Annotated in this window: 12 protein-coding genes; 9 read left to right on the top strand and 3 right to left on the bottom strand. The window is 69.9% G+C overall.

The window, feature by feature from the left end:
* The first annotated feature begins 61 nt into the window (after positions 1-61).
* Genes drmD through AAFN69_RS21745 form a run of 3 tightly spaced genes read left to right on the top strand, consistent with a single transcriptional unit; the run spans position 62 to position 10,122 of the window.
* Positions 62-3,286 carry a DISARM system SNF2-like helicase DrmD gene (gene drmD / locus AAFN69_RS21755; RefSeq protein ID WP_347730312.1) on the top strand — a complete coding sequence of 1,075 codons (3,225 nt, stop codon included), beginning with the start codon at positions 62-64 and terminating at the stop codon, positions 3,284-3,286.
* Positions 3,283-7,599 (top strand): type IIL restriction-modification enzyme MmeI, encoded by a 4,317-nt coding sequence (locus AAFN69_RS21750; RefSeq protein WP_347730311.1) that lies wholly within the window; start codon positions 3,283-3,285, stop codon positions 7,597-7,599. Before drmD ends, AAFN69_RS21750 begins: the two co-directional genes overlap by 4 nt.
* A gap of 30 nt (positions 7,600-7,629) precedes the next feature.
* Positions 7,630-10,122 carry a hypothetical protein gene (locus AAFN69_RS21745; protein WP_347730310.1) on the top strand — a complete coding sequence of 831 codons (2,493 nt, stop codon included), beginning with the start codon at positions 7,630-7,632 and terminating at the stop codon, positions 10,120-10,122.
* 12 nt (positions 10,123-10,134) lie between these two features.
* Here AAFN69_RS21745 and AAFN69_RS21740 read toward each other — a convergent pair whose 3' ends face one another.
* Together AAFN69_RS21740 and AAFN69_RS21735 are read right to left on the bottom strand one after the other, a co-directional pair.
* Complete coding sequence (locus AAFN69_RS21740; RefSeq protein WP_347730309.1) at positions 10,135-10,350, bottom strand: DUF397 domain-containing protein; 216 nt, start codon at positions 10,348-10,350, stop codon at positions 10,135-10,137.
* The gene (locus AAFN69_RS21735; protein ID WP_347730308.1) at positions 10,347-11,219 is read right to left on the bottom strand and encodes a DUF5753 domain-containing protein; all 873 of its coding nucleotides are present in this window, start codon (positions 11,217-11,219) and stop codon (positions 10,347-10,349) included. The genes AAFN69_RS21740 and AAFN69_RS21735 overlap by 4 nt, the downstream gene beginning before the upstream one ends.
* Positions 11,220-11,391: 172 nt before the next feature.
* On the opposite strand from AAFN69_RS21735, the gene AAFN69_RS21730 reads away from it, so the two are divergent.
* From AAFN69_RS21730 to drmC, 5 genes are all read left to right on the top strand, one after another.
* Positions 11,392-11,955, top strand: coding sequence for an ATP-binding protein (locus tag AAFN69_RS21730; protein WP_347730307.1), 564 nt, complete (start codon positions 11,392-11,394; stop codon positions 11,953-11,955).
* A gap of 28 nt (positions 11,956-11,983) precedes the next feature.
* Positions 11,984-13,585: a hypothetical protein gene (locus AAFN69_RS21725; RefSeq protein ID WP_347730306.1), complete on the top strand. Its 1,602-nt coding sequence runs from the start codon at positions 11,984-11,986 to the stop codon at positions 13,583-13,585.
* 200 nt (positions 13,586-13,785) lie between these two features.
* Complete coding sequence (drmA, locus tag AAFN69_RS21720) at positions 13,786-17,640, top strand: DISARM system helicase DrmA (RefSeq protein WP_347730305.1); 3,855 nt, start codon at positions 13,786-13,788, stop codon at positions 17,638-17,640.
* Entirely contained in the window at positions 17,637-19,550 is a 1,914-nt protein-coding gene (locus AAFN69_RS21715; RefSeq protein ID WP_347730304.1) for a DUF1998 domain-containing protein, read from the top strand. Before drmA ends, AAFN69_RS21715 begins: the two co-directional genes overlap by 4 nt.
* A complete protein-coding gene (gene drmC, locus AAFN69_RS21710; protein WP_347730303.1) occupies positions 19,547-20,311 on the top strand; it encodes a DISARM system phospholipase D-like protein DrmC in 765 nt (254 codons plus the stop codon). Before AAFN69_RS21715 ends, drmC begins: the two co-directional genes overlap by 4 nt.
* Before the next feature lie 63 nt (positions 20,312-20,374).
* Here drmC and AAFN69_RS21705 read toward each other — a convergent pair whose 3' ends face one another.
* Positions 20,375-22,963 carry a DUF262 domain-containing protein gene (locus AAFN69_RS21705; RefSeq protein ID WP_347730302.1) on the bottom strand — a complete coding sequence of 863 codons (2,589 nt, stop codon included), beginning with the start codon at positions 22,961-22,963 and terminating at the stop codon, positions 20,375-20,377.
* A gap of 101 nt (positions 22,964-23,064) precedes the next feature.
* On the opposite strand from AAFN69_RS21705, the gene AAFN69_RS21700 reads away from it, so the two are divergent.
* Positions 23,065-25,233 (top strand): UvrD-helicase domain-containing protein, encoded by a 2,169-nt coding sequence (locus tag AAFN69_RS21700; RefSeq protein WP_347730301.1) that lies wholly within the window; start codon positions 23,065-23,067, stop codon positions 25,231-25,233.
* Positions 25,234-25,247: the final 14 nt, after the last annotated feature.

The following is a 25,247-nucleotide window of genomic DNA, read 5'->3' as shown; positions in this document are numbered from 1 at the left end:
GATTGCGTAGGGTCGGGACCGTATGCGAGGGCATGGCCCGGTCATGGAGAGAGGCGACAGAATGACGCAGGCGGCCCAGCAGGTCAGTGGGACGGACAGGGCGGACCGGCTTCCCGGGGAGGGTGAGCTGGTCGAGGTGCGCGGACAGAGCTGGGTGGTCGCCGGTGTCGACCCCGCGCCGGCCGCGCCGGGGGTGCGCGCCGCGACACTCGTCCACCTCCAGTCCGTGGCTGACGGACGCTTCGGGGACACCCTCTCGGTGATCTGGGAGGTCGAGCCGGGGCGCAGGGTCCTGGACCGGGGTTCCCTGCCCGATGCCTCCACCGGCCACTTCGACGCCCCCTCCCGCCTCGCCGCCTTCCTCGACGCGATCCGCTGGTCGGCGGTCGCCTCCGCCGATGTGAAGAACCTCCAGGCGCCCTTCCGCTCCGGGGTCGCCGTCGAGCCCTACCAGCTCGAACCGGTGTCCCGCGCCGTCGGCGCCCCCCGCGTCAATCTGCTGCTCGCCGACGACGTCGGCCTGGGAAAGACCATCGAGGCCGGCCTGGTCGTCCAGGAGCTGCTGCTCCGGGGCCGGGCACACCGGGTCATGGTGGTCTGTCCGGCCGGTCTGACCCTGAAGTGGCGCGACGAGCTCCACGACAAGTTCGGCCTCGACTTCACCATCGTCGACTCCGAGCACTGCGCCCGCCTGCGCCGCACCCACGGCACCGCGGCCAATCCCTTCCGGGTCCACCCGCTCACCATCGTGTCCCTGCCGTGGCTGCGCGGGCCCAAGGCCCAGCGCCTGCTGGACGAGGTCGTTCCGGCCGGTGCCGAGACCCGGGAGGACGGCGGGGGCGCGCGCCGCTTCTTCGATCTGCTCGTCCTGGACGAAGCGCACCATGTGGCACCCGCCGCCCCCAAGCAGGTCTACGCGGTCGACTCCCAGCAGACCAAACTGATCCGGCGCCTCGTGCCGCACTTCGAGCACCGGCTCTTCCTCTCCGCCACCCCGCACAACGGCTACCCGGAGTCGTACACCGCCCTGCTCGAACTCATCGACAACCAGCGGTTCGCCCGCGGGGTCGAACCCGACAAGCAGTCCCGGGACGAGACGGTGGTGCGCCGGCTGAAGGTCAACGTCACCAACCCGGACGGCACCCCGCGCTTCCGCACCCGCAGGACCCTCCAGCTCTCCGTCGAGTACACGGACGCCGAGCGGGAGGTGCACGGCCTGCTCGGCTCCTTCGCCGATCTGCGCAAGCGGCGAATGGCCCCGAAGGCACGCGGCGGGCGGCGGGCGGCCGACCTGGTGACCCTGCTGCTGAAGAAGCGGCTGTTCTCGTCCCCGGCGGCCTTCCTCCACACGGTGCAGGTCTATCTCTCCCATCTGGACGACACCGGGAACCGCCCCCGCTCGGCGGCCGACGATGTGCCGGAGTGGATGGAGGACTTCCCCGACCTGGTCGCCGAGCTCGACGACGAGGGCATGACCGAGGCCGAGGACACCGCCCTCACCCGGTCCACCAGCCTCACCCCGCAGGAGGACGGCGAGGAGCTGGATCTGCTGCGCCGGATGGAACGCTGGGCCCTCACCCACGAGGCCGCCGCCGACTCCAAGGCCGAGGCCCTGATCACGAAGGTGATCGCGATCTGCCGTGCCGACCGGCACTGGTCCAACGAGCGGGTGGTGATCTTCACCGAGTACCGCGACACCCAGAAGTGGCTGCACACCCTGCTCCAGCAGCACGGGCTCACCGACGACGGCCGGGTGCGGGTACTGCACGGCGGACTGAGCGCCGAGGATCGCGAGGAGATCCGCCTCGGCTTCCAGGCCGACCCGGCGTCCGCCGAGGGCACGGTGCGGATCCTGCTCGCCACCGACGCGGCCAGCGAGGGCATCGACCTCCAGAACCACTGCCACCAGCTGATCAACTACGACATCCCCTTCAACCCCAACAAGCTGGAGCAGCGCATCGGCCGGGTGGACCGCTGGGGCCAGCGCCACGACCCGGAGATCACCCACTTCATCGGCTCGGGCTGGCAGCAGGCGAAGGCTGGTTCCTACGAGGCCGACCTGGAATTCCTCTCCCGGGTCGCCCAAAAAGTGGCCCGGATGGAGGCGGACCTCGGCTCGGTCAACGCCGTCATCGCCGAAGCGGTGCAGCGCCGGATGACCGGCGACCTCACCCCCGTCGACATCGACACGGCCAAGCCGCGGCCCGTTCCGGGCCGCCCGGCCGGCAGCGGTGAGATCGCCGCCGAGCAGAACGTCACCGCCCAGGCCAAGCGCCTCGCCGACCAGTACCAGGACACCGTCGACACCCTCGGTCTGACACCCGCCAACATCAAGCGTGTGGTCGACACCGCGCTCGCCCTAGACCACCAGCAGCCGCTCACCCGTCACCACAGCGAGGACTTCGACGGCGGCCTGTACACGGTCCCGCCGCTCTCCGGCACCTGGGAGCGGGCCACCCGGGGGCTCGCCCACCGGCTGCGCCCCACCGAGCAGCGCCCGGTCACCTTCGACGCGCAGATCGCCGCCCGGGGCCGGGACGATGTCGTCCTGGCCCATCTGAAGCACCCGCTGGTCGCCCTCTCCACCCGCCTGCTGACGGCGGCGGTGTGGAACTCCGACAGCGTCGGCCTGCACCGGGTCGCCGCCGTCGTCAGCGACGATCCGGCGCTGACGACCACCCTCGTCTCCGCCTACGCGCGGTACGTCCTGGTCGGGGCCGACGGCACCCGGCTGCACGAGGAGATCCTGTACGCGGGCGGCTGGTTCGGCGACACCGGCCGCTTCCGCCGCTGGGAGTCCGTGCGAGCCCAGGGCGCCGCCCTCGGCAGCGCCCTCACCGACGGCATCGAGGCGGCACCCGTGCTGCGGCAGGAGCTCACCGCCGCCTGGCCCCGGCTGAACGGACCGCTGTACGACTCCCTCACCGCCCGTGCCCGGGAGCGCCGCGCCTCGCTGGAGACGGCCCTCGACAACCGGCGCGCCGAGGAGGAGGACCGTATCCGGGCCACTCTGGACCGCTTCGAGGCCGGCCTGCGCGCCAAGCTCAAGCGGGAGGGCGAGGAGGCCAATGAGCAGATCGCGCTCTTCGGCACCCGCGAGGTGACCACCACCGAGCAGCGGCAGTACGAGGAGGACCGCGAGCGCTGGAAGACCCGGCTCACCTCCCTCGCGGACGAGCGCGAGCGGGAGCTCGCCGCCATCGCCGCCCGCTACCGTGAGCCGCGTTCCCACCTCTTCCCCGTCGCAGTCGTCTTCGTGATCCCCGCAAAGGAAGCCCGCCGATGAGCCCTCGCCCCGCCGCCTCGCGCGGCCTCGCCGCCGCACGGGCCCAGGCACTCGACGGCCGCTCCCGGCACCAGGAATGGCTGGACCTCACGGAGGTCTCCGGCCCGTTCCTCACCCTGCCGGTCCTGCTGGACACCTGGCCCCAGCTCGACGCCCTCGACCGGGACGAGCGGGCCCGGCTGCGCGCCCGGCACGCGGACTGGCGGATCGACACGACGGCCGGCCGGGACGAGTGGGTGGCGTATGTGCTGCGCTCGCTCCTGGAGTGGGGCGACGCGCTCGCCCTGCGGGCCGGTGACGACGCTGACGTACCGGATCCGGTCCTGGACCGCTTCACCCTGGATGTCCCCGAGCACGGCGCCCGGCTGCACGCCGACTTCGCCCTCACCGAGCCCGGCGCGGACCTCGCGACGGAACCGGACACCGCCTCGGCCGCCAAGCGGGTGCGCGTCCTCGGGATGACCCTGCCCAGCGGCACCGTGCCCACCGCCCGCCCCCAGCACGGCGACGACTGGTCGGCGAGCCCCGCCGACCGGCTCGCCCGGCTGCTGCGCCACCACCACATCCCCCTCGGCCTGCTCACCGACGGCCGCTGGTGGTGCCTGGTCTGGGCACCCGTCGGCGGGGTCACCACCACGGCCGTCCTCGACACCATCGGCTGGAACGAGGCGGCCGAGCGCACCGTGGTCCGGGCCTTCGTCTCCCTGCTGCGCCGCCGCCGTTTCTTCGAGTACCCGGAGGCGGAGACTCTCGTCGGCCTGCTGCGGAAGAGCCTGGACGCGGGCGACGAGGTCACCGACGCCCTCGGTGTCCAGGTCCGGCAGGCCGTCGAACTCCTGGTGGACGCGATCGGCCGGGCCGACGCCCGCACCATGGAGAACGGCGCCCCGGGCCTGCGCGCCGACGGCGTCGGGGCGGGCGAGGTGTACCGGGGCGCGGTCGCGGTGATGATGCGTGTCGTCTTCCTCCTCTTCGCCGAGGAACGCGGCCTGCTCCCGGCCGACAACGAGGTGTACGCCACCTCGTACTCGGCCCGCTTCCTGCGCGCCGAGCTCAAGTCCCGCGCGGACGCCGAGGGCGAATCGGCCCTGGAGCACACCACGGCCTCCTGGCACCGGCTGATCGCGCTCTTCCACGCGGTGCACGGCGGTGTGAAGCACCCCGACTTCGAGCTGCCCGCCTACGACGGCTCGATCTTCGACCCGGACACCTACCCCTGGCTGGAGTCGACGGCCCCGCTGCTGCCGATCGACGACCGCACCGTGCTGCACATGCTCCAGTCGGTGCAGGAGGTACGCGTCGGCACCGGGAAGCAGCGCGAGATCCGCACGCTCAGCTTCCGCGCCCTGGACGTCGAGCAGATCGGTTACGTGTACGAGGGCCTGCTCTCGTACGACGGCGAGCGCGCCACCGAGCCCATGGTGGGTCTGATCGGCCCGGCCGGCATGGAGCACGAGGTTCCGCTGCGCGAGCTGGAATCGCTCGCCGCCGCCTCGTCCGGGAACGTCAAGACCCTGGCGAAGAAGATCTTCGAGACCTGGAAGGAGCCGAAGCCGCCCGCGAGCGCGGCCCGGCTGGAGAAGCTGCTCGCCCCGCCGAAGGCGGAGGAGGCCACGGAGGCGCGAAGGCTCCTCCAGGCCGCATGCCGCAACCCGGAGCTGACCGAACGCCTGGTGCCGTTCTTCGGGTTGCTGCGGCGGGATCTGCGCGATCTGCCGGTGGTGATCGCGTCCGGAGCCCTGTACGTCACCGAGTCCTCGCTGCGGAAGAACACCGGCACCCACTACACACCGCGCTCACTGGCGGAGGAGGTCGTCCTGCACGCCCTCCAGCCGCTGGTCTACCGGGTGGGCCCGCTCCAGACCGCCGACGAGTCAGCCTGGGAGCCGAAGGCAGGGGCGGAGATCCTGGACCTGAAGGTCGCGGACATCGCGATGGGCTCGGCGGCCTTCCTCGTCGCGGCCTGCCGCTATCTGGCGGACCGTCTGATCGAGGCATGGGTGAGAGAGGAACGCGAGGACGCGGTGGCGTTCCGCGCGGGCCGCTCGGCGGACTCGGTGACGGCGGTGGACGCGGAGTCGGACCCGCTGGTGATAGAGGCCCGCCGGCAGATCATCGAGCACTGTCTGTACGGGGTGGACATCAACCCCATGGCCGTGGAGATGGCCAAGCTGTCACTGTGGCTGGTCTCGATGGACCCGCACCGGCCGTTCACGTTTCTGGACGACCGTCTGGTGGCGGGTGACTCGCTGCTGGGCGTCACCTCGATGGAACAGTTGCAGGCGGTCCACCTGGACGTGGGCAAGGGCGACCTGCTGGGCGCGGAGGCGGACACGGATTCGCTGGTGGGTGAGGTGGTGGCGCTGCGGCGCCGGATTACCGACATCCACGGCGACGGGTCGGAGGAGCTGGCCCGGAAGCGCGAGCTGCTGCGCGAGGTGCGGGAGAAGACGGCGAAGCTGCGTCTGGTGGGGGATCTTGTGGCGGGCGCGGCGCTGGCGACGTGCGCGTCGGGGCGGGTGCCCTGGTACGAGGAGGAGGGCGGGGAGCGGGTGCGCGACCTGTTCCCGGTGGCGGCGAAGGTTGCGCGGGGGGTGGTGGCCGACTCCGGGGTGGATGTGGTGGAGGGGGCGCGGGTTCAGGCGCGTGAGTGGCTGGCGAGTGAGCTGCCGGGGGGCGGGATGCGGCGGGTGCCAGTGCACTGGCCGCTGGAGTTTCCGGAGGTGTTCGCGGGGCGGGGCGGGTTTGATGCGGTGATTGGGAATCCGCCGTTCCTGGGTGGACAGAAACTGACCGGGGCGATGGGCGAGGCGTATCGCGAGTACATGGTGGATTACCTCGCGGGCGGGAAGCGGGGCAGTGCGGACTTGGTGGCGTACTTCGAGCTGCGGGCGCATGGGCTGCTGAACGGGGGTGGACAGACGGGGCTGATCGCGACGAACACGCTGGCGCAGGGGGATACGCGCGAGGTGGGGCTGGATCAGCTGGAGGCAGCGGGGGTAACGATTCGGAGGGCGATCAAGAGTGCGCCTTGGCCGTCGCGGTCGGCGGTTCTGGAGTACTGCGCGGCATGGACCAGCAAAAAGCGCATAAGCCATGAAGCTATCAGAACCCTGGACGGCTCCAGAGCCCCCAATGGAATCTCAACATCACTTAATCCGGCCACCCGGGAGACCTCTTGGGGGGCACCCCTGGAAGGTAACTCCCGCCTTTCTTACGTCGGCTCCTATGTCCTCGGCCTTGGATTTACACTCTCCGCTAACGAGGCACACTCCTGGATCGCCGAAAATTCCACTTACAAGAACGTCCTCTTCCCGTACCTGAACGGCCAAGACATCAACAATCATCCGAAACACGGAACCGATCGATGGGTGATTAATTTCTTCAACTGGGAGGAGTCGGAAGCCAAGAGATACAAGAAGGCTTACGAGAAGCTCCTCCTCGAAGTAAAGCCCGAAAGGGATGCAAATAACCGCAAGGTATACCGCGACTACTGGTGGCAGTATGCCGAAAAGCGCCCCGCGATGATTGGAGCACTTAAATCACTTCAAAAGTGCATCATCCTAACACGCGTGAGCAAAGTCGTCATGCCCGTCATGGTCTCGACAGATCAAGTCTTCAGCGAAGCAACAGTCATCTTCGCCTCAGACGACCTGGCACTTCTCTCATTGTTGAGCAGCGCCTCTCACTATTGGTGGTCCATTAACCGTGCTTCCACTATGAAGGGCGACCTTCGCTATACCCCCAGCGACGTCTTTGACACTCTGGTTCGCCCCTCACTCAGCGATCGCCTCCGCAACTCCGGCAATCAGCTCCATGAGTTCCGCCGAGAGCTCATGATCCGCCGGAACATCGGCCTCACCGCCACCTACAACCTCGTCCACGACCCCGCCTGCCAAGACCCCGACATCATCGAACTCCGCAAAATCCACGTGGAGATCGACAAGGCCACCATCGAGGCGTACGGCTGGCGCGATCTCCTGGACGAGACCGGGGCGACGCCGCCCGCCGATCCCACTCATGAGACCTTCCCGCTGGACCACGGGTTCCACGAGACAGACCAAGGAACGCGGTACACGATCGGGCTCCTCGCCCGCACTGAGATCATCGACCGGCTTCGGCAGCTCAATCACCAGGCGTATGCCGATGAGGTGTTCCTGGGGCTGCACAAGAAGCCGCAGAAGCACCCGGACATGCCGGCGCCCTCCGCCAATGCCAAGCGCAAGAAGGCCGAGCAGGCCGCGCAGGCAAGGAAGTCAGCCGTGGTCGACTTCGAGGACGACGGGACCCGCCCCGAAGACAGCCTCTTCTGAATCGACCTGTGCCCACTCGGCACAACAGCTGTGAACCGGGCCGATGGGGATCCGCACCATCGGCCCGGAGAGAAACGCAATCGACAGAACCAGGCGTGCCCCGCGCCGCCGTACCCTCACCGTGAGGTTGCATTGTCGTCGTTCGGATTCGATCACCGGCTTGTGCAGACCGGTGTCATCGGCCACAAGAATTCCGACCACCCGGTCATCCTTCCCATGGACGCCGTCGAGCTGGACCGGTGGCGCAAGAAGCACCCGAACTATTCCTACTGGTGCGGCATCGAACTCGGCGGCTGCGGCGGTGAGCTGAGTGATCGTCGGTACACCAACAAGGTCTGCCACTTCGCCCACCACCCGAACGCACCCACCTGCTACCGGACCGCCACCGGTGAGTCCAGTGCGGACCACCTGTTCATCAAACGCGGGGTACTGAACCTGCTCGGGAAACAGAAGGTGCGCGGCAAGGTCAAGACCCGGAATCTCGGTACCGGGCCCGGGGACGCCGTGGATGTGCATCTGCCGGGTGCCCGCCGACGGCTTCGTTTCCAGCTGGGCGGGCTCGACTACCGCTCCTGGAAGCGCGCGGCGGACGAGCTGATGACCGAGGACGTGGATGACCTGGACTGGGTCTTCGGGCCCGAGACCCCTGTCACCCGTGAACTCGTGGGGCGTCACGGCTTCTGTCTCCGCGTACGGTGCGAGACGGTCGGCGGTGAGCGGCGGGTTCACATCGGTGCCGAGGCGCACGACCGGACAATCTCGTGGACGCCGCTCGAAGAGTGCGAGCTGACCCCGGATGGCCTGACGACCCCGCATGTCGAGACAATCCGCGTCTCGCAGCACCGGCCCAACCTGCCTTCCTTCCCGCTTCAGGGCGGGCTGGCTTTCGCACCCGTCCCCGAGGCCGGAACTCCGGCCGGCTCACCCTTCGCCGCCGAGGGCCGTCATCTCCTGGTGGCCGAGGTGAAGCCGGTGGACAGCCCAATCGTCCGGGCTCTGATATCCCTTCCCGGGGACACCGATCCACCGCCCGCCGACCATGTCTACCGTGTTCCCGACTCCGCGCGCATGCTGGTCACGCACGACGGCAGACGATGGGCCATCGAGGCCGGCCGCTATGTCAGGCTCAATGTCCACGAGGCACAGCGCACCGGGCTGTGGACTCCCCCGCCCATGAAGCCGGTTGAGGCTCCCGCCCCTACACCCGTGCTCGTACCCCGCCAGCCCGTGGAACCTCCTCGGCAGGAGACTCCCCAGCCGGTGACCGTCGCACCGGTCACCGCGTCCAGCCCTGCGGCGTACACACCTCCGCCGCGCCCCCGGACCAAGGCCGACCTGGTGGCCGACCTGCGCGATGCCCTTGCCGCCTCCGCCCGATCGCGATCCACCACGACATGGGCGGCACTGGCACGGAAGATCCGCTGGGATCAGGCGCTGCTCACACGTGAGGACCGGATCACGCTCCTGCTGGCCGTGGACCGGCCGCTCTCCCCATACACGCCTGTGCTCTCGGCATTGGTCCGGGCACAAGGAAGCGGTCATCCGCTCCCCTACCTCCAGGAAATCCTCCGACAGCTCGGTGTTCCCTACGCCGCGACATCGACCATGATCGGGGAATGGGCCGAAGCGGAGACGGAGCGCGCCTTCGCCGCTTACGCCACTCCGGCTCGCGCCATGCCGCCCCGGCTCGAACTGCCCAAACAATTCGCCCCGCCGCCGAAGCGGGTCGCGCCCCCGCGCGCGAACGTCAGGCCGGTTGTTCAGCCGGCAACCGTCCGCCGGGTAACCAACGGCTTCAAGAGGAAACAGGACCCGGAAGTGGAAGCCCTCATCGGAGAGATTCGGGCGCTTCCTCGCGGCCTCAAGGGGTCCATACGCAAACGCGCCAACAAAGCAGCGGTGGCCGCTGAGGCATGGCTCGCCGGCCTGAGCGCGCACAAGGAGGCCGATCAGGGCAAGGAAAAAGTGCGGCGTGACCAGATCAGCTCCCTCAAGGAGGCTTTGTCGGCGGCCCATACGGAAATCGCCTCCATTGAAATCCTGTCCCGATTTGAGGAGCAGCGGAAGGAAGTGGGCCGAAGGTCACCTGAACAAGCCTCCGCAAGGCCGGAGGTGCTGAAGCCAGTACGACATCGGAAGACCCCGAGCACGCAGATCCCCGCGTTCAGTACGCCGTGGGACCGGGTCACGCGCGAGTTGATACAGGTCGCGGCACGGGGGACCACAATCTCTCATCTGGACCTTGAGGGCGGGCCGACGAGACCGGAGGCTGCCCTGCTCCGACTGCTCATCTCCGTGGATGACAACGCCGGCGCCGATGTGCCGCTGCTGTCCGCGCTGGTGACCGGCTCCGACGGCGGACCGGTCGCGTGCTTCAGGGATGTGCTCTCGGGAGTGGGTCTCGCCGTTCCGGAGTCCGGCGACGAGCTCAGGGCGATCTGGGTTCGGGAGCAGGAGCGGGCTCACGCGGCGTATGCGAATCCGCCGCGCGAGCTGCCGCCCCGGCTGGTGCGGCCGGCCTGAGCGGGGCGGCGGTCAGCCGGTCCGGTGCATCCCGGCGTGGGTCAGGAAGGCCGCCCACGACCGGGACGAGAGGGTCACCATGCCGCCGTCCCGGGCCTTCGAGTCCCGTATGTGAATCGTCCCGGCGTTGGCGGCCACCTCAACGCAGTCACCACCGCCCGAACCGCTGTAGCTGCTCTTGAACCACTTCAGTGTTGCGTCGAGTTCCGTGGCCTGCTCCGTGTTCATGCTGCTCCCAGAAGGCGCTCGATGAGACGCGCAGACTCTTCGACGTTGAGGGCCTGCGATCGCAGCTTGCCATACCGAAGACCGAGGGCGCTGACCTTGGCGGGGTCGCTGATCACTATGCCGTTCTCCTGGGATTCGATGTAGCCGATGTGCTGGTGTTCCAGAGTTTCGAGGAGGACGAAGCCCCCATTGAGCCCGGGGTGGTAGCCCGAAGCGGCGGGCATCACCTGGAGCTCGACATTGCGCAGCCGGGCGATGTCGAGCAGGTGCGTGAGCTGTTCTCGCATCACCTCGGCACCTCCGATGGAGTTGAGGAGCACCGCTTCGTTGATGATGAAGGAGAACTGCACAATCGGCGTACGCGTCAGCAGCTTCTGGCGATTGATCCTCGCCTCCGCGAGCATGTCGATCGTCTCCTCGTCCAGCTGAGGGCAGTGTGAGGAGAAGAGTGCCCTGGTGTACGCCTCGGTCTGCAACAGACCCGGCACCAACAGCGGGTCGTACGAGAACCTGCTGACCGCCTCCGTCTCGATCAGCGCGAAATCCTGGAAGAACTTGGGCAGTTTCGCCCGGTCCACCTCCTCCTGGAGCTCCACCAGCACACTCCCCGCCTCCAGGACCCGCTCGGCCGCCTCCGTGAAGGAGACCTTCGCGGGCCGCCTCCCCTGCTCGATCGACGCCACCTGCTCGGACGAGTACTCGATCGCTTCCGCCAGCGCCTGCTGCGTCAGTCCGCGTTTGCGGCGGAAGAGCCGGAGCAGGCGGCCGTACGCGACCCAGATCACCGGGTAGTCCTCCTGCGGCGGGCGCTTCCTGGGCTGGGGTGCCGTCGCGTCCGGGCGGGCATCCGCCTGTTGTTCCTCGCTCATGTGTCCACATCTCCTCGTGCCCATGTACGGTTTCCGTGGTGACAGGTGAACGCGGGGCCCGCGTCGCGGTCACGGGAGGCGACCCGTACAAACGCGACCCCAACTCGTACAAGCCGCTCCCGTACGTCCGCGCGACCTGGTCAACAGGCTTACGAGACACGACCTTTGCCGAATGAAGTCGGACATTCCCTCCCCTCTTGGCATCCTCGCGCCCTTGGCGCTCCCCCACTCCCCCACCGCCCCGGCACGGCACTTCCGCGTGCAGCTCGGTTCCACCCTCCACGGCGCCCACCTCGCCCGCCGTCTCGTCGCGCAGCAGCTCGGGGCGTGGGGCGTGCCGCGCACCCATCACGTCACCGTCGCACTGGTCGGGATCACCGCCGAGCTCGCCGCGAACGCCATCACTCACGGCCGAAGCCCCGGGCGGGATTTCGCGCTCCGGCTGACCCACTTCGCGGACCGGACCCGGGTGGAGATCACGGACACGCGGCCCGACCGGCTGCCGCCGGATCCCGGGGGCGGGCTGCCGGGTGGCGACGCCACGGGCGGGCGCGGACTGGTATTGGTGAACGCGTTCGCCAGCCGCTGGGGGTACGAGACCCGTGACCGTCACACCAAGACGGTCTGGGCGGAGGTCGACGGTGCGATCCCGCACGCCATGGCGGACACCGGGCCGGAGACCATGGCGCGAGCCGTGACACAGGCGAGTACCCACACACCACCAACACTTGTGTGAACTTAGTTCACGCACATAGAGTTGCCTCATGACCAACTGGGGGAACACCAGCGATTTCCACACGGAGCGCCGCGCCTGGTTCGCCGGCGTAGCCCGCGACCTCGCGCGGCTGCTCCGTGAGCTCGCACCGGAGATCGACTCGGCCATTCCGGACGACCTCGGGCCGCGCGATCTCGTCGCCGCCACGGTGATCGCCCGGGTGGCACAGGCCGACATGGAGCGGCAGGAGATCGCCGATGTCGCCGGGGACCTCGTCCGGCTGGCCGGAGCGCATGGCCATCACGCGCCCGAGCGGGTCAGTGAGGTGGAAGCACTCTGGCTCGCCCTGCGGGAGCCGACCCTCCCTCTGTTGAACGCCTGGTGGCGGGAGCCGGCCGGGGAAGGGCTGCTGGCGCACTGGGCTTGGACCCGAGCCGAGGAGGCGGGGTGGTCACGGATCCATCGGGAGCTGCGGGAGCGGTGGTCGCTGGACAGCGACGACATCTGGCGGCGCGGGCTGATGGCCCCCGCCACACCGGACCACGACGCTTTCGAGGGGTTCCTCGCCTTCCTGGAGGCGCGCACCGACGGGCGGGAGGCCGACTTCGCGCGGACCATGCTGGCCAACTGGGACGGGCTCGACGAGGAGATCGAAGCGTACGCCGACGAGTGCGCCGCCGAACTCGGCGCCGTGCCGCATCTCCTTCTCGTCCACCGGGAGCGGGTGCTGGCCGAGTCACTGGCCACGGTGATGGAGGGCAACCTGGCGAATGGCCGGGGCGACTTCCCGCCCGATCTGCGCACGGCGGCGGAGGCGATTCTCCACCTCGGACGGGAGTACGGGCGGCACCTCGCGGAGGAGTTCATTCCGGGACTCACTCCGCTGGAGAGGGCCCATCTGGATCTCGGTTCGGCCGAGGACGCCCGCTGCGAGTCATTTCTGCGGGCATTCACTGACATCTGGTGCGCGCCGGGCCACCCCGCGTTGTCGACGGCCGTCTTCACCGAGGAGGATTTCGCGCCGCTCAAGCCCGCCGAGCGGCCGCGTGCGATCGTCCCGGAGTGGATGGGCAGGATCGCGGAGGCCCGTTCCGGGTCCGGGCAGCTCGGCTGGACCGTGACGGTGGGGTCGCAGCCGTGGTGGCTCTACACCGCCGAGGCCGGACTGGAGTCCGCCGCGGCGATGCGGTTCAAGCAGGACGGACGAGTGCGGATCGGACACCGGACCCTGGAGGACCCGCACGACCTGCTGGTCGGGTTCCCGCCGGAGGATCCGGACGCGAACAACCTGATCATGCGGTTCAGGTACGACGAGGACGACGCCCACCAGCTCTGCGAACTGCTGGTACTGGCGCGCACCGGGCGCGCGCAGCTCGGGTTCCTGGTACGGGACGCGAGCGGGGCGTACCGGATGCTGCGGATGGTCAGCGTGGTACTGCCGCCCCAACTGCGCACGGCGATGCGGGCCAAGGCACTGGCCGGGCTGAACGCGATGACGGACGGGGACCCGAACATCCTCGCGCGGCTGATCGTCCTCGATCCGGAGCCGCGGCCCCCGGGTCCGGTTCGAGGGCGATCAGCCGAACCGGAGCCGGAACAGGAACCGCTCTTCGATGACGGGCTCTTCGTTCCACCCGGCGCCCTCTTCTGAGAGGTGCCCGTCGCCTCCTCCGGGAGCCGACCGCCGCACCCTCCCGGCAATGCCCCGCCCCGCCTGCCTCCGCCGCCAACCCCACCCGCACCTCGTGAACCCGGCCGGCGAACGGCCCGCCGGCCGAGAAGCGGTCTCACCTCACACCCCCGGTAGCCTCCCTCCACCGGCTCCCGCCGCACGAAAGGGCCCCGATCGCCATGCCGTCCCAGCCCGCCTCGCCATCCGTCGTCCCGCACCCCTTCAAGGAGGTGCCCCAGACCTTCCTCCCCGGCGGCTCCCACGGCGTGCGCGACAAACTGGTGACGTACATCCAACGTGATCTGCTCGGCCCGTGGGACGGGCGGACGGAGACCCTGCCGCCGCGGTCGGCGGGGCCGCGGGACCGTTATCTCGTGGGCATGCTCGGACCGCGCCCGGAGAGCAGCGACACCGCGACCCGGATCGCGCGGAACGCGGCCCAGCTCGCCGATGTCGGTGCCGGGAGCGACGGCGGGGAGGACGAGGGCGGGCCCCAGGAGCGGCTCACCCCGCAGGCGTCCGGAAGGATCTGGGCCTCTTCGATGGGGCTGTCCTTCGTGGTCCCCGTCTCGGTCGGCGCGCTGACCGTCAAAGCGTCCTGGGGCCGGTACGCGCTCGCCGCGGAGCTCACCGACGAGGGGCGGAGCTCTCTGACGTGGTCGCGCGAACCGGTGGAGCACCCCTGCGACATCGACGTGACCAGGACCGGGGACCAGAGCCGCGTATTGGAGGGGGAGAAGGAGTCCGGGATTCTCCTCGACGTACAGGTGCGCGAGCGGGCCGCGGGCGAGGGCGGCGAGGATCTGCGGGTGGTGGAGATCGCGCTCGTCAACCGGCTGCCCGAGGGCGAGGCGGAGCGGCGGGACACCCAGTGGCTCTTCCAGACCCGGATCGTGGTGACGGCGTTCCCCGACGAGCGGGCCGCCGTCTTCCTGCCCATCGACGACCCGCTGGACCCGGCCGCGGCGGAGTCCTCCGGGGACATGGAGGAACGGCGGCTGCGGCTGCTGTACCGGAACAGCCTGCGGCACGCCGCCGGGCGCAATGTGGCGGTCAGGGTGGAGGCGCGCAAGGGTGAGCGGCGGGCCCACCGGCTCAGCACCACCTGGCTGCCGGAGTACGACGTGGCCGCCACCTCGGCGCCGACCGCCGCCGAGCAACCGCTGCTCGGCGGACTCGAACTCGGCATGGACGAGCTGGCGGCGCTCGCCGTACCGGGGCGGCAGGCAGACCTGGCCAAGGCGCTCGCCCCGCTCTCCGACGGCTACGACATCTGGCTGCGGGAGCAGCGGCAGCGTGCTCGGACGCTGCCCGAGGATCTGCGGGTGACCGCCGAGGCCGCCATGGACCAGGCCGAGGAGGTGTGCCACCGCATCGCGTTCGGCATCGACGCGCTCGGCGCCGACCCGGACGCCCTCGAAGCCTTCCGTTTCGCCAACCGCGCGATGGCGCTCCAGCGGCGGAACACCGCCATCACGGATCTGCGCACCCGTCGGGAGAACGTCTCCTACCAGGAGGCGTACGACGAGGTGTACGGCCGCGGCAAGGAAGCGGCCAGCTGGCGGCCCTTCCAGCTCGCCTTCATCCTGCTGAACCTGGCCTCGCTGAGCCGGCCCGGCCATCCGCACCGGGGGACCGGCCGGGAAGCCCTCGTCGATCTGCTGTTCTTCCCGACCGGTGGTGGCAAGACGGAGGCCTATCTGGGGCTGGCCGCGTACACCTTCGCCCTGCGCCGGCTCCAAGGTGTGGTGGGCAGCGGCACCGAGGCGCGCGACGGCGGGGCGGGCGTCGGTGTCCTGATGCGGTACACCCTGCGGCTCCTCACCGCCCAGCAGTTCCAGCGGGCGGCGGCACTGGTCAGCGCATGTGAGGTGCTGCGGCGCGAGGAGTTCGTACGGGACCGGCGGTGGGGCGCGACACCGTTCCGGATCGGACTGTGGGTCGGCAACTCGGTCTCCCCCAACTGGTTCACCGAGGCACAGGAGCAGATCGCCGGGGCCAAGGAGAGCTCCAGCGACAAGCACGCGCGGGTGATCCAGGTACAGAGCTGCCCCTGGTGCGGCGAGAGCCTGACCGCCCACTCGAACATGGAGTACGACGCCGACCGGCGCCGGGTACTCCTCCACTGCCCCCGGGGCGAGGGCGAACAGCGCTGTCCCTTCTCGCGCCTCGGCTCCCGGGACGCCGAGGGATTCTCCGAGGGCATCCCGGTGATCACCGTGGACGAGGAGATCTACCGGCTCGCGCCCGCGATGGTCATCGCCACCGTCGACAAGCTGGCACAGCTGCCGTGGAACGGTTACGCGGGGCTGCTCTTCGGGCGGGTCACCGAGTGGTGCCCCCGGCACGGATACCGGCACGACGATCTGGACGAGCGCACCGGCTGCCGGGGCAGGCACAACCGCAAGGGCGGCCTGGACGCGGTGACCGCGCGGCCGGTCACCCGGCTGCGCCCGCCGGATCTGATCATCCAGGACGAGCTGCATCTGATCTCCGGGGCGCTGGGCACCACCGTGGGGCTCTTCGAGTCCGCCGTGGACCAGCTGTGCGGCTGGGCGTTCACCGACCCGGCCGGACACCGGCAGGAGGTGGGCCCGAAGATCGTGGCCTCCACCGCGACCACCAAGCGCGCGGCAGACCAGGTGCGGGGGGTGTTCGCACGGCAGGTCGCGGTCTTCCCGCCGCAGGTGCTCGACGTCGGCGACACCTTCTTCTCCCGCGAGGTGGAGCTGACCCCGGCCACACCGGGCCGCCGCTATCTCGGCGTCTGCGCCCACGGCACGCGGCTCAAGGCGGCGGAGATCAGGGTCGCGGAGATCCTGCTGCTCGGAGCCCAGCAGCTCTTCGACGACTACGGCGCCCCGGCAGACCCGTACATGACCCTGGTGGGCTACTTCAACGCCACCCGTGAGCTGGCCGGCATGCGCCGGTACATGGACGACGACATCGCCACCCGGGTGCGGATCAACGGAAGCCGCAAGGGACACGAGACCATCGCCAACCGCATCGTCACCAAGGCGGGCATGCTGGGCATTCAGGAGCTGACATCACGCATCTCCTCCGCCGACATCGGCGCCACGCTGGGGCGGCTGGAGACACCCTTCGACCCCGAGCGGGACACCTCGCTGCGGCGGCGGGCGCTCTTCGCGGAATTCGCGGCGGCCCACCGGGACAAGCGCGATCCGCGCGTCGCGCTGACTCCGGTGCGGAAGCAGGCGATCGACGTCGTACTCGCGACCTCCATGCTCCAGGTCGGGGTGGACGTCTCCCGCTTCGGGCTGATGCTCGTGGTCGGCCAGCCCAAGAACACCGCCGAGTACATCCAGGCGTCGTCCCGGGTGGGCCGTGACGCCCGCCGGCCAGGTCTGGTTGTCACGCTCTACAACTGGTCCCGGCCGCGCGACCTGGCCCACTTCGAGGACTTCGGGCACTACCACGCCACCTTCTACCGCCAGGTGGAGGCGCTTTCGGTGACCCCGTACACCCGGCGGGCACTGGACCGGGGGACCGCTCCGGCGTACATCGCGGCGCTGCGCCATGCCGCGTACGAGCATTCCCGCAACACCGACGCCCATCACATCGATCTCGCCGGGCCGATCGCGGCGGAGGTCGAACGGCGCATGCTGGAGCGGGCCGACCGGGTCGGCGGGGACCGCGCGCGGCGGTATCTCCAGGAGCGCATCACGGCACTGAAGGACTCCTGGGCCGAACGGCGCGAGCTCGGGGGCACGCTCGGCTACCGCCGGGAGAAGAAGAAGGACACGATGGTCAACGGGCTGCTCAACCGGGCCGACGGCTCCCGCTGGGATCAGCTCACCGTGCCCATGTCCATGAGAGAGACGGAGAACGAGCTCAATCTGCTGCTGCCCGCCGGTGGAGGCTTCGTCGACCAGGCCACCCACGGCGGGCCCGAGTGGCGGTTCACGCCGCCCGACGGGACGGAGAACGGCGGCACGGGAACACCGGACGCACCGGTCAACGCCGACGAGTACGGGGACGCCGCGTCCGGCGCGGCCGGAAAGGGACGACGATGAGCGGAAACCACTACCGGCGCGTGGGTGCGGCACGGCCCAGCCATCTGATGTACACGGCGGGCGTCGGCTCGCTGATCGACCTGCCCAACTTCTCCGTTCTGGTCAAAGGTCTGGAGTCGTGGAGCCACCAGGGGCTCGCCGGATACACGGTCGAGGAGCCCCGGCTGCGCACCGCCGTCAACCGTGCCCTCCAGCTGTACGGCAGTGCCCGGATCGACGAACTGCGTTCCGCGCCCTGGATGGAGGGGGCCGACACCTCCCCCAAGGACTGGGCCGCACAGCAGGTCGGGGTACCCGTGACGCCCTTCCCGCAGTGGCTGCGGTGCACGGCGTGCAATGTGCTGGCGCCCATCGACGCGCAGACCTTCATCTTCGTCAACAACAACCCGCGCACACCGCACGAGGCGAAGTTCGTCCACGACTGCAAGCGGAGCAAGCCGCTCGCCGTGGCGGCCCGCTTCACCCTGGTCTGCGCGTCCGGCCATCTGGACGAGTTCCCGTACACACCGTTCGTCCACCACGGCGGTGCCTGTGCCAAGTCCCCCAGGCCGCTGCTCAGGATGAAGGACCACGGAGGCAACCAGGCGGCCAATGTGACGCTGGAGTGTGTCGCCTGCGGTGAGCCGCGCAACATCCGCGACGCCATGGGTGAGCGGGGGCGGCGCAATCTTCCCCGCTGCCGGGGGCGTCACCCGCATCTGGGCAGTTACGAGAGCGACGGATGCGAGGAGCAGGCGATCCTGATGGTCGCCGGCGCGTCCAACCAGTGGTTCCCGATCACCCTCAGCACCCTCGCCCTGCCGCCCTCGAAGGACGAGAACCTGCCCGATCTGGTGGAATCGCGCTGGGTCGAGCTCCAGACCATCACCTCGCGCCCGATTCTCGACGCCTTCACCGGCCTGCCCGCCTATGCCTATCTGAAGACGTACGACGCCGACGCGGTCCTCGCCGCGATCCGGGCGCACCGTGACCGGCTGGCGGGGCGGACGGACGGGACGGAGGACTCGCAAGGGGCCTCGCAGGGGCCGGGCGATCTGCTCAGCCCCGAGTGGGCGGTGCTCTCGGCGACCCCGGTGCCGGATCCGTCCGACGACTTCGCGCTCGAAGAGGTGACGGTGCCCACCGCCCTCGGTGGGCTCTTCTCCGACGTGCGGCAGGTGCAGCGGCTGCGCGAGGCGCGCGCGCTGATCGGCTTCACCAGGCTCGACGCGCCTGATCACGAGACCCCGGACATCGGCCGGCCGGTCCGGCTGTGGCGCACCTCCCAGAACTGGGTGCCCGCCAGCGAGGTGCGCGGCGAGGGGGTCTTCCTGCGGGTGGACGAGGAGTTGATGGCCGAGTGGGAGGGCCGGATGCGGGGGTCGTCCTCGATGCAGGCGCACCGGGAGGCGTTCGCGCGGTTCCGCACCAACCGCAAGTCGGACCGGCTGAGCGGGGCGTTCGACCCCATGCAGGGGTGGCCCGGGGAGCGGTTCATCGCCCTGCACACGCTCTCGCATCTGCTGATCCGCACCATCTCCCTGGAGTGCGGATACAGCTCGGCCAGCCTCGGGGAGCGGATCTACGCGGGCGATGAGCTGAACCCGCACACGGGCATCCTCATCTACACCGCGGTGCCCGACTCGGAGGGCACTCTCGGCGGGCTGGTCTCCCTCGCGGAGGATCCGCACTTCGAGCGGATCGTGCGGCGGGCGCTGCGGGACGCGGCCCGCTGTTCCTCCGATCCGCTCTGCTCGGAACGGCTGCCGCGCGACCCGGCGGACACCCTGCACGGCGCCGCCTGCCATGCCTGCCTCTTCGTCTCCGAGACGACCTGCGAGCGCGGCAACCGCTTCCTCGACCGGCGCTTCCTGGTGCCGCTGGGGGATGAGACGGGCGAGGTGCTGACGCCCGTGGCGTTGCGGCCGTGAGCCGGAAGGGATTCGAGGCGGCGGCGCGGACCGTCGCCGCGGTCCTGGGGTCGGCGCGAACGAAGGACCTGGTGGGCGTGCTCGCCCGGGGGCAGAGCCTGGAGCATGCCCTCCTCGCGATTCCGGAGCAGGCCGCGAGCGAGGCCATAGCGGAGGTGTACGCGGCGCTGCGGCGGGAGGGTGTGTCCGCTCCGGAGGCAGCCGCCTATCTGCGGGGCTTTGTCGCCGGTCTGGCCAAGCGGCCTCAGGACACCGAGGTCACCACGGTGTGGAGCGGGCCCGCCACACCGGGCGTCCCGGTGCGTCCCACCGCGCGCGTGCTCGCCGAGGTGGTGGGCGGGGCGGAGCGCGAACTGCTGGCGATGACGTACTCCGCCCGGCCCTGGGCACCGCTCACGGCGGCGCTGCTGGCCGCCGTCGGCCGGGGTGTGGAGGTGCATGTGGTGGTCGAGACCAACGCGGGCGCGGCCGGTCTGCTCAGCGGGCCGGAACCGGCCGAGGCGTTCGCGGGCGTACCGGGGATACGTCTGTGGCACTGGGCCCCGGAACGCCGTGAGCACCGGCGGGCGCGACAGCACGCCAAACTGGCGGTCGCCGACCGGCAGGTGCTGCTGCTGGGCAGCGCGAACCTGACCGAGTCGGGGGTGCGGCGGAATCTGGAGGCGGGAGTGCTGGTCAGGGGCGGTGACGCGCCCCGGCGGGCCGCCGAGCACATACGCGATCTTCAGCGGCGGGGTGTGCTGGTACCGCTGCCGGGCTGAGATGTGGCCGGGGTGTGGGCCCGGCCGGACGGCCGGGCCCACGGCTGCGCGCCGGGGTCGGTGTCAGCTCCGCGTGACCGGATCGTCGTCCATGGGGCGGCGGGCCTCCGCCAGGGCCACGGTGTGGACGAACCACTCCAGGACCGAGCAGAGCGCCTCGCTCCGTTCGGCGAACACCTCCAGGGGGAACGAGGGCCGCAGATCCAGTTTCGCCTCGGCCAGGTCGATGCCCTCGATGCGGTTCAGCAGAGTCATCAGCTCCCGCCGCAGCGGCTCGTCGTCGAACGGCGGACGCCGCTTCAGATACTGGAAGACGACCTCGACCGTGCCCGACACCGGGTAAAGGGCGAACGGCCACAGTGTGCGCGCCGAGCCGGCCGGGTCCACGTCCACCATCGGGAAGCAGCTCGTCTCGCTCGCTTCGCCGTACGCGCGCCGGCCGCCCTGCTCCTCCCAGAAGCGGAGCGCGCCCAGTACGCCCGCCACGGTCTCGGGCCGATGGTTGGCCCGGAGCTGGTCCTCGAACCGGTCGGCGGCCCGGTGCTGCTCGCTCGTGGTGCTGTCCGGGACCGGGGCTGGCTCGTCGGCCGGCTCCCGGCCCAGCAGTGTGCGCAGGTCCCCGGCGGTCAGCCGATGGGAGGGGCGGGCCCGGCCCAAGTGACTGAAGGGGATTCCCTCGGCCTCCAGCAGTTCCCGGGGATCGTCCGTGCGCCGCTCGTCGGACCAGCGGAATCCCGCCGAGATCCGGCCGTCGGCGGTCAGGACACGGTGTGCGCCGTGCAGTCCGGGATGGGCGGTGATGTGCTGGCCCACCGGCTTGGCGTGGGTGCCGATGAGCGCCGCGAGGTCTCCGTAGGCCGTCCAGGTCCCCGCGGGCATCGCCGACAGCGCCGCCCGCAGCTCCTTCCAGCCCGCCCATTCGTCGTCGGCCCGGACGAGTTCCTCCACGGGGCCGGGCCACAGCCGTACGGCCCGCTCGGCCAGTTCGTCGGCGCGGGCCAGGATCTCCCGCCGACCCCAGCGTTCCTCTGCGGCGATGTGCTGGTTCATCCGCAGGGCGCTGGAGTCGAGGATCTCCTGCTTGCGGTGGAAGGGGTGGTTGGAGAGCCGGGCATTGTCACCGGAGAGGGTGAGATTGCCCAGGGTGTGGACGAGACGCTCATGGAGTTCGCCGGAACTCTCGCCGTCCTCCGTCTCCTCGGCGAGCAGGTCGAACCACTGTTGTGCGGGGTTCTGCGGCAGTACGTGCTCGACGGTCAGCCGCGCCCTGGCGTAGTCGACGGGTTCGCTCGTCGCATGGCTCTCCTCCAGCCGCCGGAGCACCTGGAAGCGCTGGGCGGCCCGGCCCGTCCGGTAGAACGGGCGGGTTCGGATCGCCTCGCGGAGCGCCTCGTCCCCTGGCCAGGAGCGCGCTCCCGTCTTGTTCCTCGACAGATACCGGCGGACGCCCTCGGCCGGGGAGCCGCCCTTCTCCACCTCTCTGGGCAGCTCCATGAAGACGCGGTTGTTACCCGTGGTGGAGAGACCCGCCAGCAGCCGCCGGACCAGATAGCCCTCGGCGCAGCGCAGTGCCTCGGCGGCCTCCGGCGCACCGGTCTCCCCGCTGTCGACCAGGTCGAGCAGCCACAGCGCCAGCGGGTAGTGAACCTGGCCGCCCCACCGGGCGAGCCGTTCCAGGACCTCGCGCAGCTCCGGGTCGCCCTCCCGCCCGGGTTCGCGGATCCGCATCAGCCGGCCCGCCCGGGCGGCGAGTACGGCGATCTCCGCCTCCAGCGCGGCCTCGTCGCGGGTGAGAGGTTCCAGGCGTCTCTTCTGATCCCGATAGACATCGCTCTGCTTGGCCCGGCTGTCGCCCGCGACAACCAGGTCGAGCCAGACGAGGAGTTCGAGGTTGGCCGGCCCGAGGAGTTTCTGCATGGGCAGCCAGAGGTCGCGGTAGACCGCCTCACCCCTGGTCGGCAGATACATGAACAGGTAGTTGCGCAGCAGGTCGCTCTGGCTGAGACCGACACCGGTGTTGTTGATGGACTCGAAGATCCGGTAGACGTTGTCGCCCTCGGACGCGGTGATCGAGACGATCGACAGACCATCGCCGATGACCGCGCCCATCTCATCGGTCCACCTCTCGCCGCGGCTCTCCTCCCCCGCCGACAGGGCGCCGCGGAAGAACCGGTAGGCGGCTCCGATGTTGCCCGCCCCACCGGCCTGGGGCCGGGCGTGGACGCAGGCCGTGAAGGCGGCCCGGTCGGCCTGTGTGGGCAGCAGCCGGTAGTGGTCGTCGCCGTCCTGGTAGCCGTTGACCAGCAGGAGATCGTGGATGCGGTTGGCCTTGCGGTCCTCGCCCCGGGCACGGTAGTGATCACGGAGGGCCGTGCAGACGAGCATCAGAGTGGTCAGGCGCTGCTGGCCGTCGACCACGAGCCAGCGCTGCATTCCACCGGCGACGACACCGTCCGGGGCCAGGACGACGGAGCCGAGGAAGTGCGCGTGCGGTTCCCTGCCCTCCAGGCGGTCGTCGACCAGCTCCCCCATGTCGTCCCAGAGCTGGCGGAGCTGCTCCTCCTCCCAGCTGTAGGTGCGCTGGTAGAGCGGAACCTGGAACTGCTTCTCGCCCTCGACGAGTTTGCTGAACGTGACTTCGCGAGCCTGCACGTGCTGTCTCTCCCCCACACCGTCCGAGCCGGAGCGACATTCTCCCTCATCCGGGTACGGTGACCGGAGAGAGTCGACGAACCAGGCCAACGGGGGGCTGCATGGCGACGCTGGGAATCCACAAGGACTTCCTGATGGAGTTCGCCAGGCTGGAGAAGCCGGTCCAGAAGCGTGTTCACGAGGTCTTCGACAAGTTTCGGGAGCACCGGCACGCCGGGCTTCACCTGGAGAAACTGGAGAAGGCCAGGGATCCGCGCATCCGTACCATCCGCATAACCCAGTTCATGCGCGGTGTGGTTCTGGCCCCGGAGTCGGGCGGCAGTTTCCTGCTGCTCAAGGTCATGCCGCACGACGACGCCATCGCCTGGGCGGTGAAGCACCGGGTGACGGTGAACTCCGCCACCCAGGGCATCGAGTTGCGCGACGATGTCGCTCTGGAGCGCGCGACCGCCGGTGTCCGGGAGCTGGCGGGAGAGGGGAGCCGCAGACTCTTCGCGAATGTGTCCGAGAAGGACCTGGTGCGTCTCGGAGTTGACGCGGATCTGCTCCCGCTGGTGCGTCACCTCAGCGACGAGGCCCAGCTCGACGCACTGGCCAAGATCCTCCCCGAGCAGCAGTACGACGTGCTGGCGGGTCTCGCCGCCGGGATGGAGCCGGAGGAAGTGTGGCGCGAGGTGGTTCTCGCGCAACTGGTGCGGGCACCCGCCGCCGAACCCCGGCGGCCGGGCGACGGGTCGGCGGAGCGGGCCGGCCGGCCGGACGAACTGTCGGCCGCCATGGCCCGCTCGCAGGGCCGGATCGCGCTGGTCTCCGGCCCGGACGAATTGCTGGACATCCTGACCCGGCCCTTCGACGCCTGGCGGATCTTTCTGCACCCGAGCCAGCAGAAGGTCGCCTACCACCCGTCCTACAAGGGTCCGGCACGCGTCACGGGCGGCCCGGGTACGGGCAAGACCGTGGTCGCCCTGCACCGAGCCCTGCATCTGGCCCGCGGGCTTCCGGCGGACGCCCCCGACGAGTCGATCCTGCTCACCACCTACACCCGGGATCTCGCAACCGATCTCCGTCACAGTCTGGAACTGCTGATCCCCGAACCGGAACTGCGGGCGAGGATCCGGGTCGCCAATGTGGACGCGCTGGCCAATCAGCTCGTACGGGAGGATCGCGGCGCACCGCTCAACATCGTCACCGCGCAGCGGGACATCTCGGCACGCTGGGCCCGTATCGCCGAACGGCTCGGTGTCGAGTACACCGATGTCTTCCTCGACCAGGAGTGGCGGCAGGTCGTCCTCGCCCAGGACCTGCGCTCCCCCGAGGTGTACCTCCGGGCGTCCAGAAGCGGGCGCGGCACGCCTCTGGGCCCGCTGAAGCGGGCCCAGGTGTGGCGGGCGGTGGACGCCTTCACTCGGGAACTGCGCGAATCGGCCGAGTGGACCTTCCTCCAGGTGTGCGCCGAGGCCACCGAGGTGCTGAAGAGGCGGGGCGAGGACCGTCCGTACCGCCATGTCGTGGTCGACGAGGCCCAGGATCTGCATCCGGCGCAGTGGCGGCTGCTGCGGGCGCTGGTCCGGCCCGGTCCCGACGATCTGTTCATCGCGGGCGACACTCATCAGCGGATCTACGGCAACAAGGTGTCGCTGCGCAGCCTCGGTATCGAGGTGACCGGCCGCTCTGCCCGCCTGCGGATCAACTACCGCACCACACGGGAGATCCTTGCCTGGTCCACCGCCCTGCTGACGGGAGAACAGGTGGACGACATGGACGGCGGCGACGACTCGCTGACCGGCTATCGCTCCACTTACCAGGGTCCGCCGCCGCGACTGCTGGGGTCGGCCACCAAGTCCGAGGAGATCGCGGCGCTGGTGGCCCAGATCGGTGAGTGGACCGGGTCCGATGTAGCCCCGAGCGAGATCGGGATCGCGGTGCGCTTCACCCAGCTGGGCAAGGACATCGCCAAGGCGCTGGAGCGGTCCGGGCTGCCGGCGAGTCTGCTGGGCTCGTCGTCGAAGGTCGGTGACGGTGTCCGGATCGGGACCATGCACCGGATGAAGGGGCTGGAGTTCCGCTGTGTGGCCGCCGCCGGGGTGAGCGACGGGGTCGTACCGCTGCGCAACGCGGTCACGGCGGAGGAGGTGGACGCCCAGCAGCACCGGGAGGATCTGCTGGGTGAGCTGAGCCTGCTCTTCGTCGCCTGCACACGGGCACGGGAGGCGCTGCGGGTCTCCTGGCACGGGAATCCGAGCCCCTTTCTCGGCCGGATCCGGGTGTGACGGGCGGCCATCGC

The sequence above is a fragment of the Streptomyces sp. CAU 1734 genome (assembly GCF_039888735.1).
GTDB lineage: Bacteria > Actinomycetota > Actinomycetes > Streptomycetales > Streptomycetaceae > Streptomyces.
Note: the sequence above shows the minus strand (reverse complement) of the source record. Positions and strands in the feature narration are given on the sequence as shown.

Bases quoted from the DNA above. Each gene is read 5' to 3' on its own strand.
- drmD (WP_347730312.1), top strand. From the start codon at position 62: ATGACGCAGGCGGCCCAGCAGGTCAGTGGGACGGACAGGGCGGACCGG.
- AAFN69_RS21750 (WP_347730311.1), top strand. From the start codon at position 3,283: ATGAGCCCTCGCCCCGCCGCCTCGCGCGGCCTCGCCGCCGCACGGGCC.
- AAFN69_RS21740 (WP_347730309.1), bottom strand. From the start codon at position 10,350: ATGAACACGGAGCAGGCCACGGAACTCGACGCAACACTGAAGTGGTTC.
- AAFN69_RS21735 (WP_347730308.1), bottom strand. From the start codon at position 11,219: ATGAGCGAGGAACAACAGGCGGATGCCCGCCCGGACGCGACGGCACCC.
- AAFN69_RS21730 (WP_347730307.1), top strand. From the start codon at position 11,392: ATGAAGTCGGACATTCCCTCCCCTCTTGGCATCCTCGCGCCCTTGGCG.
- AAFN69_RS21725 (WP_347730306.1), top strand. From the start codon at position 11,984: ATGACCAACTGGGGGAACACCAGCGATTTCCACACGGAGCGCCGCGCC.
- drmA (WP_347730305.1), top strand. From the start codon at position 13,786: ATGCCGTCCCAGCCCGCCTCGCCATCCGTCGTCCCGCACCCCTTCAAG.
- AAFN69_RS21715 (WP_347730304.1), top strand. From the start codon at position 17,637: ATGAGCGGAAACCACTACCGGCGCGTGGGTGCGGCACGGCCCAGCCAT.
- AAFN69_RS21700 (WP_347730301.1), top strand. From the start codon at position 23,065: ATGGCGACGCTGGGAATCCACAAGGACTTCCTGATGGAGTTCGCCAGG.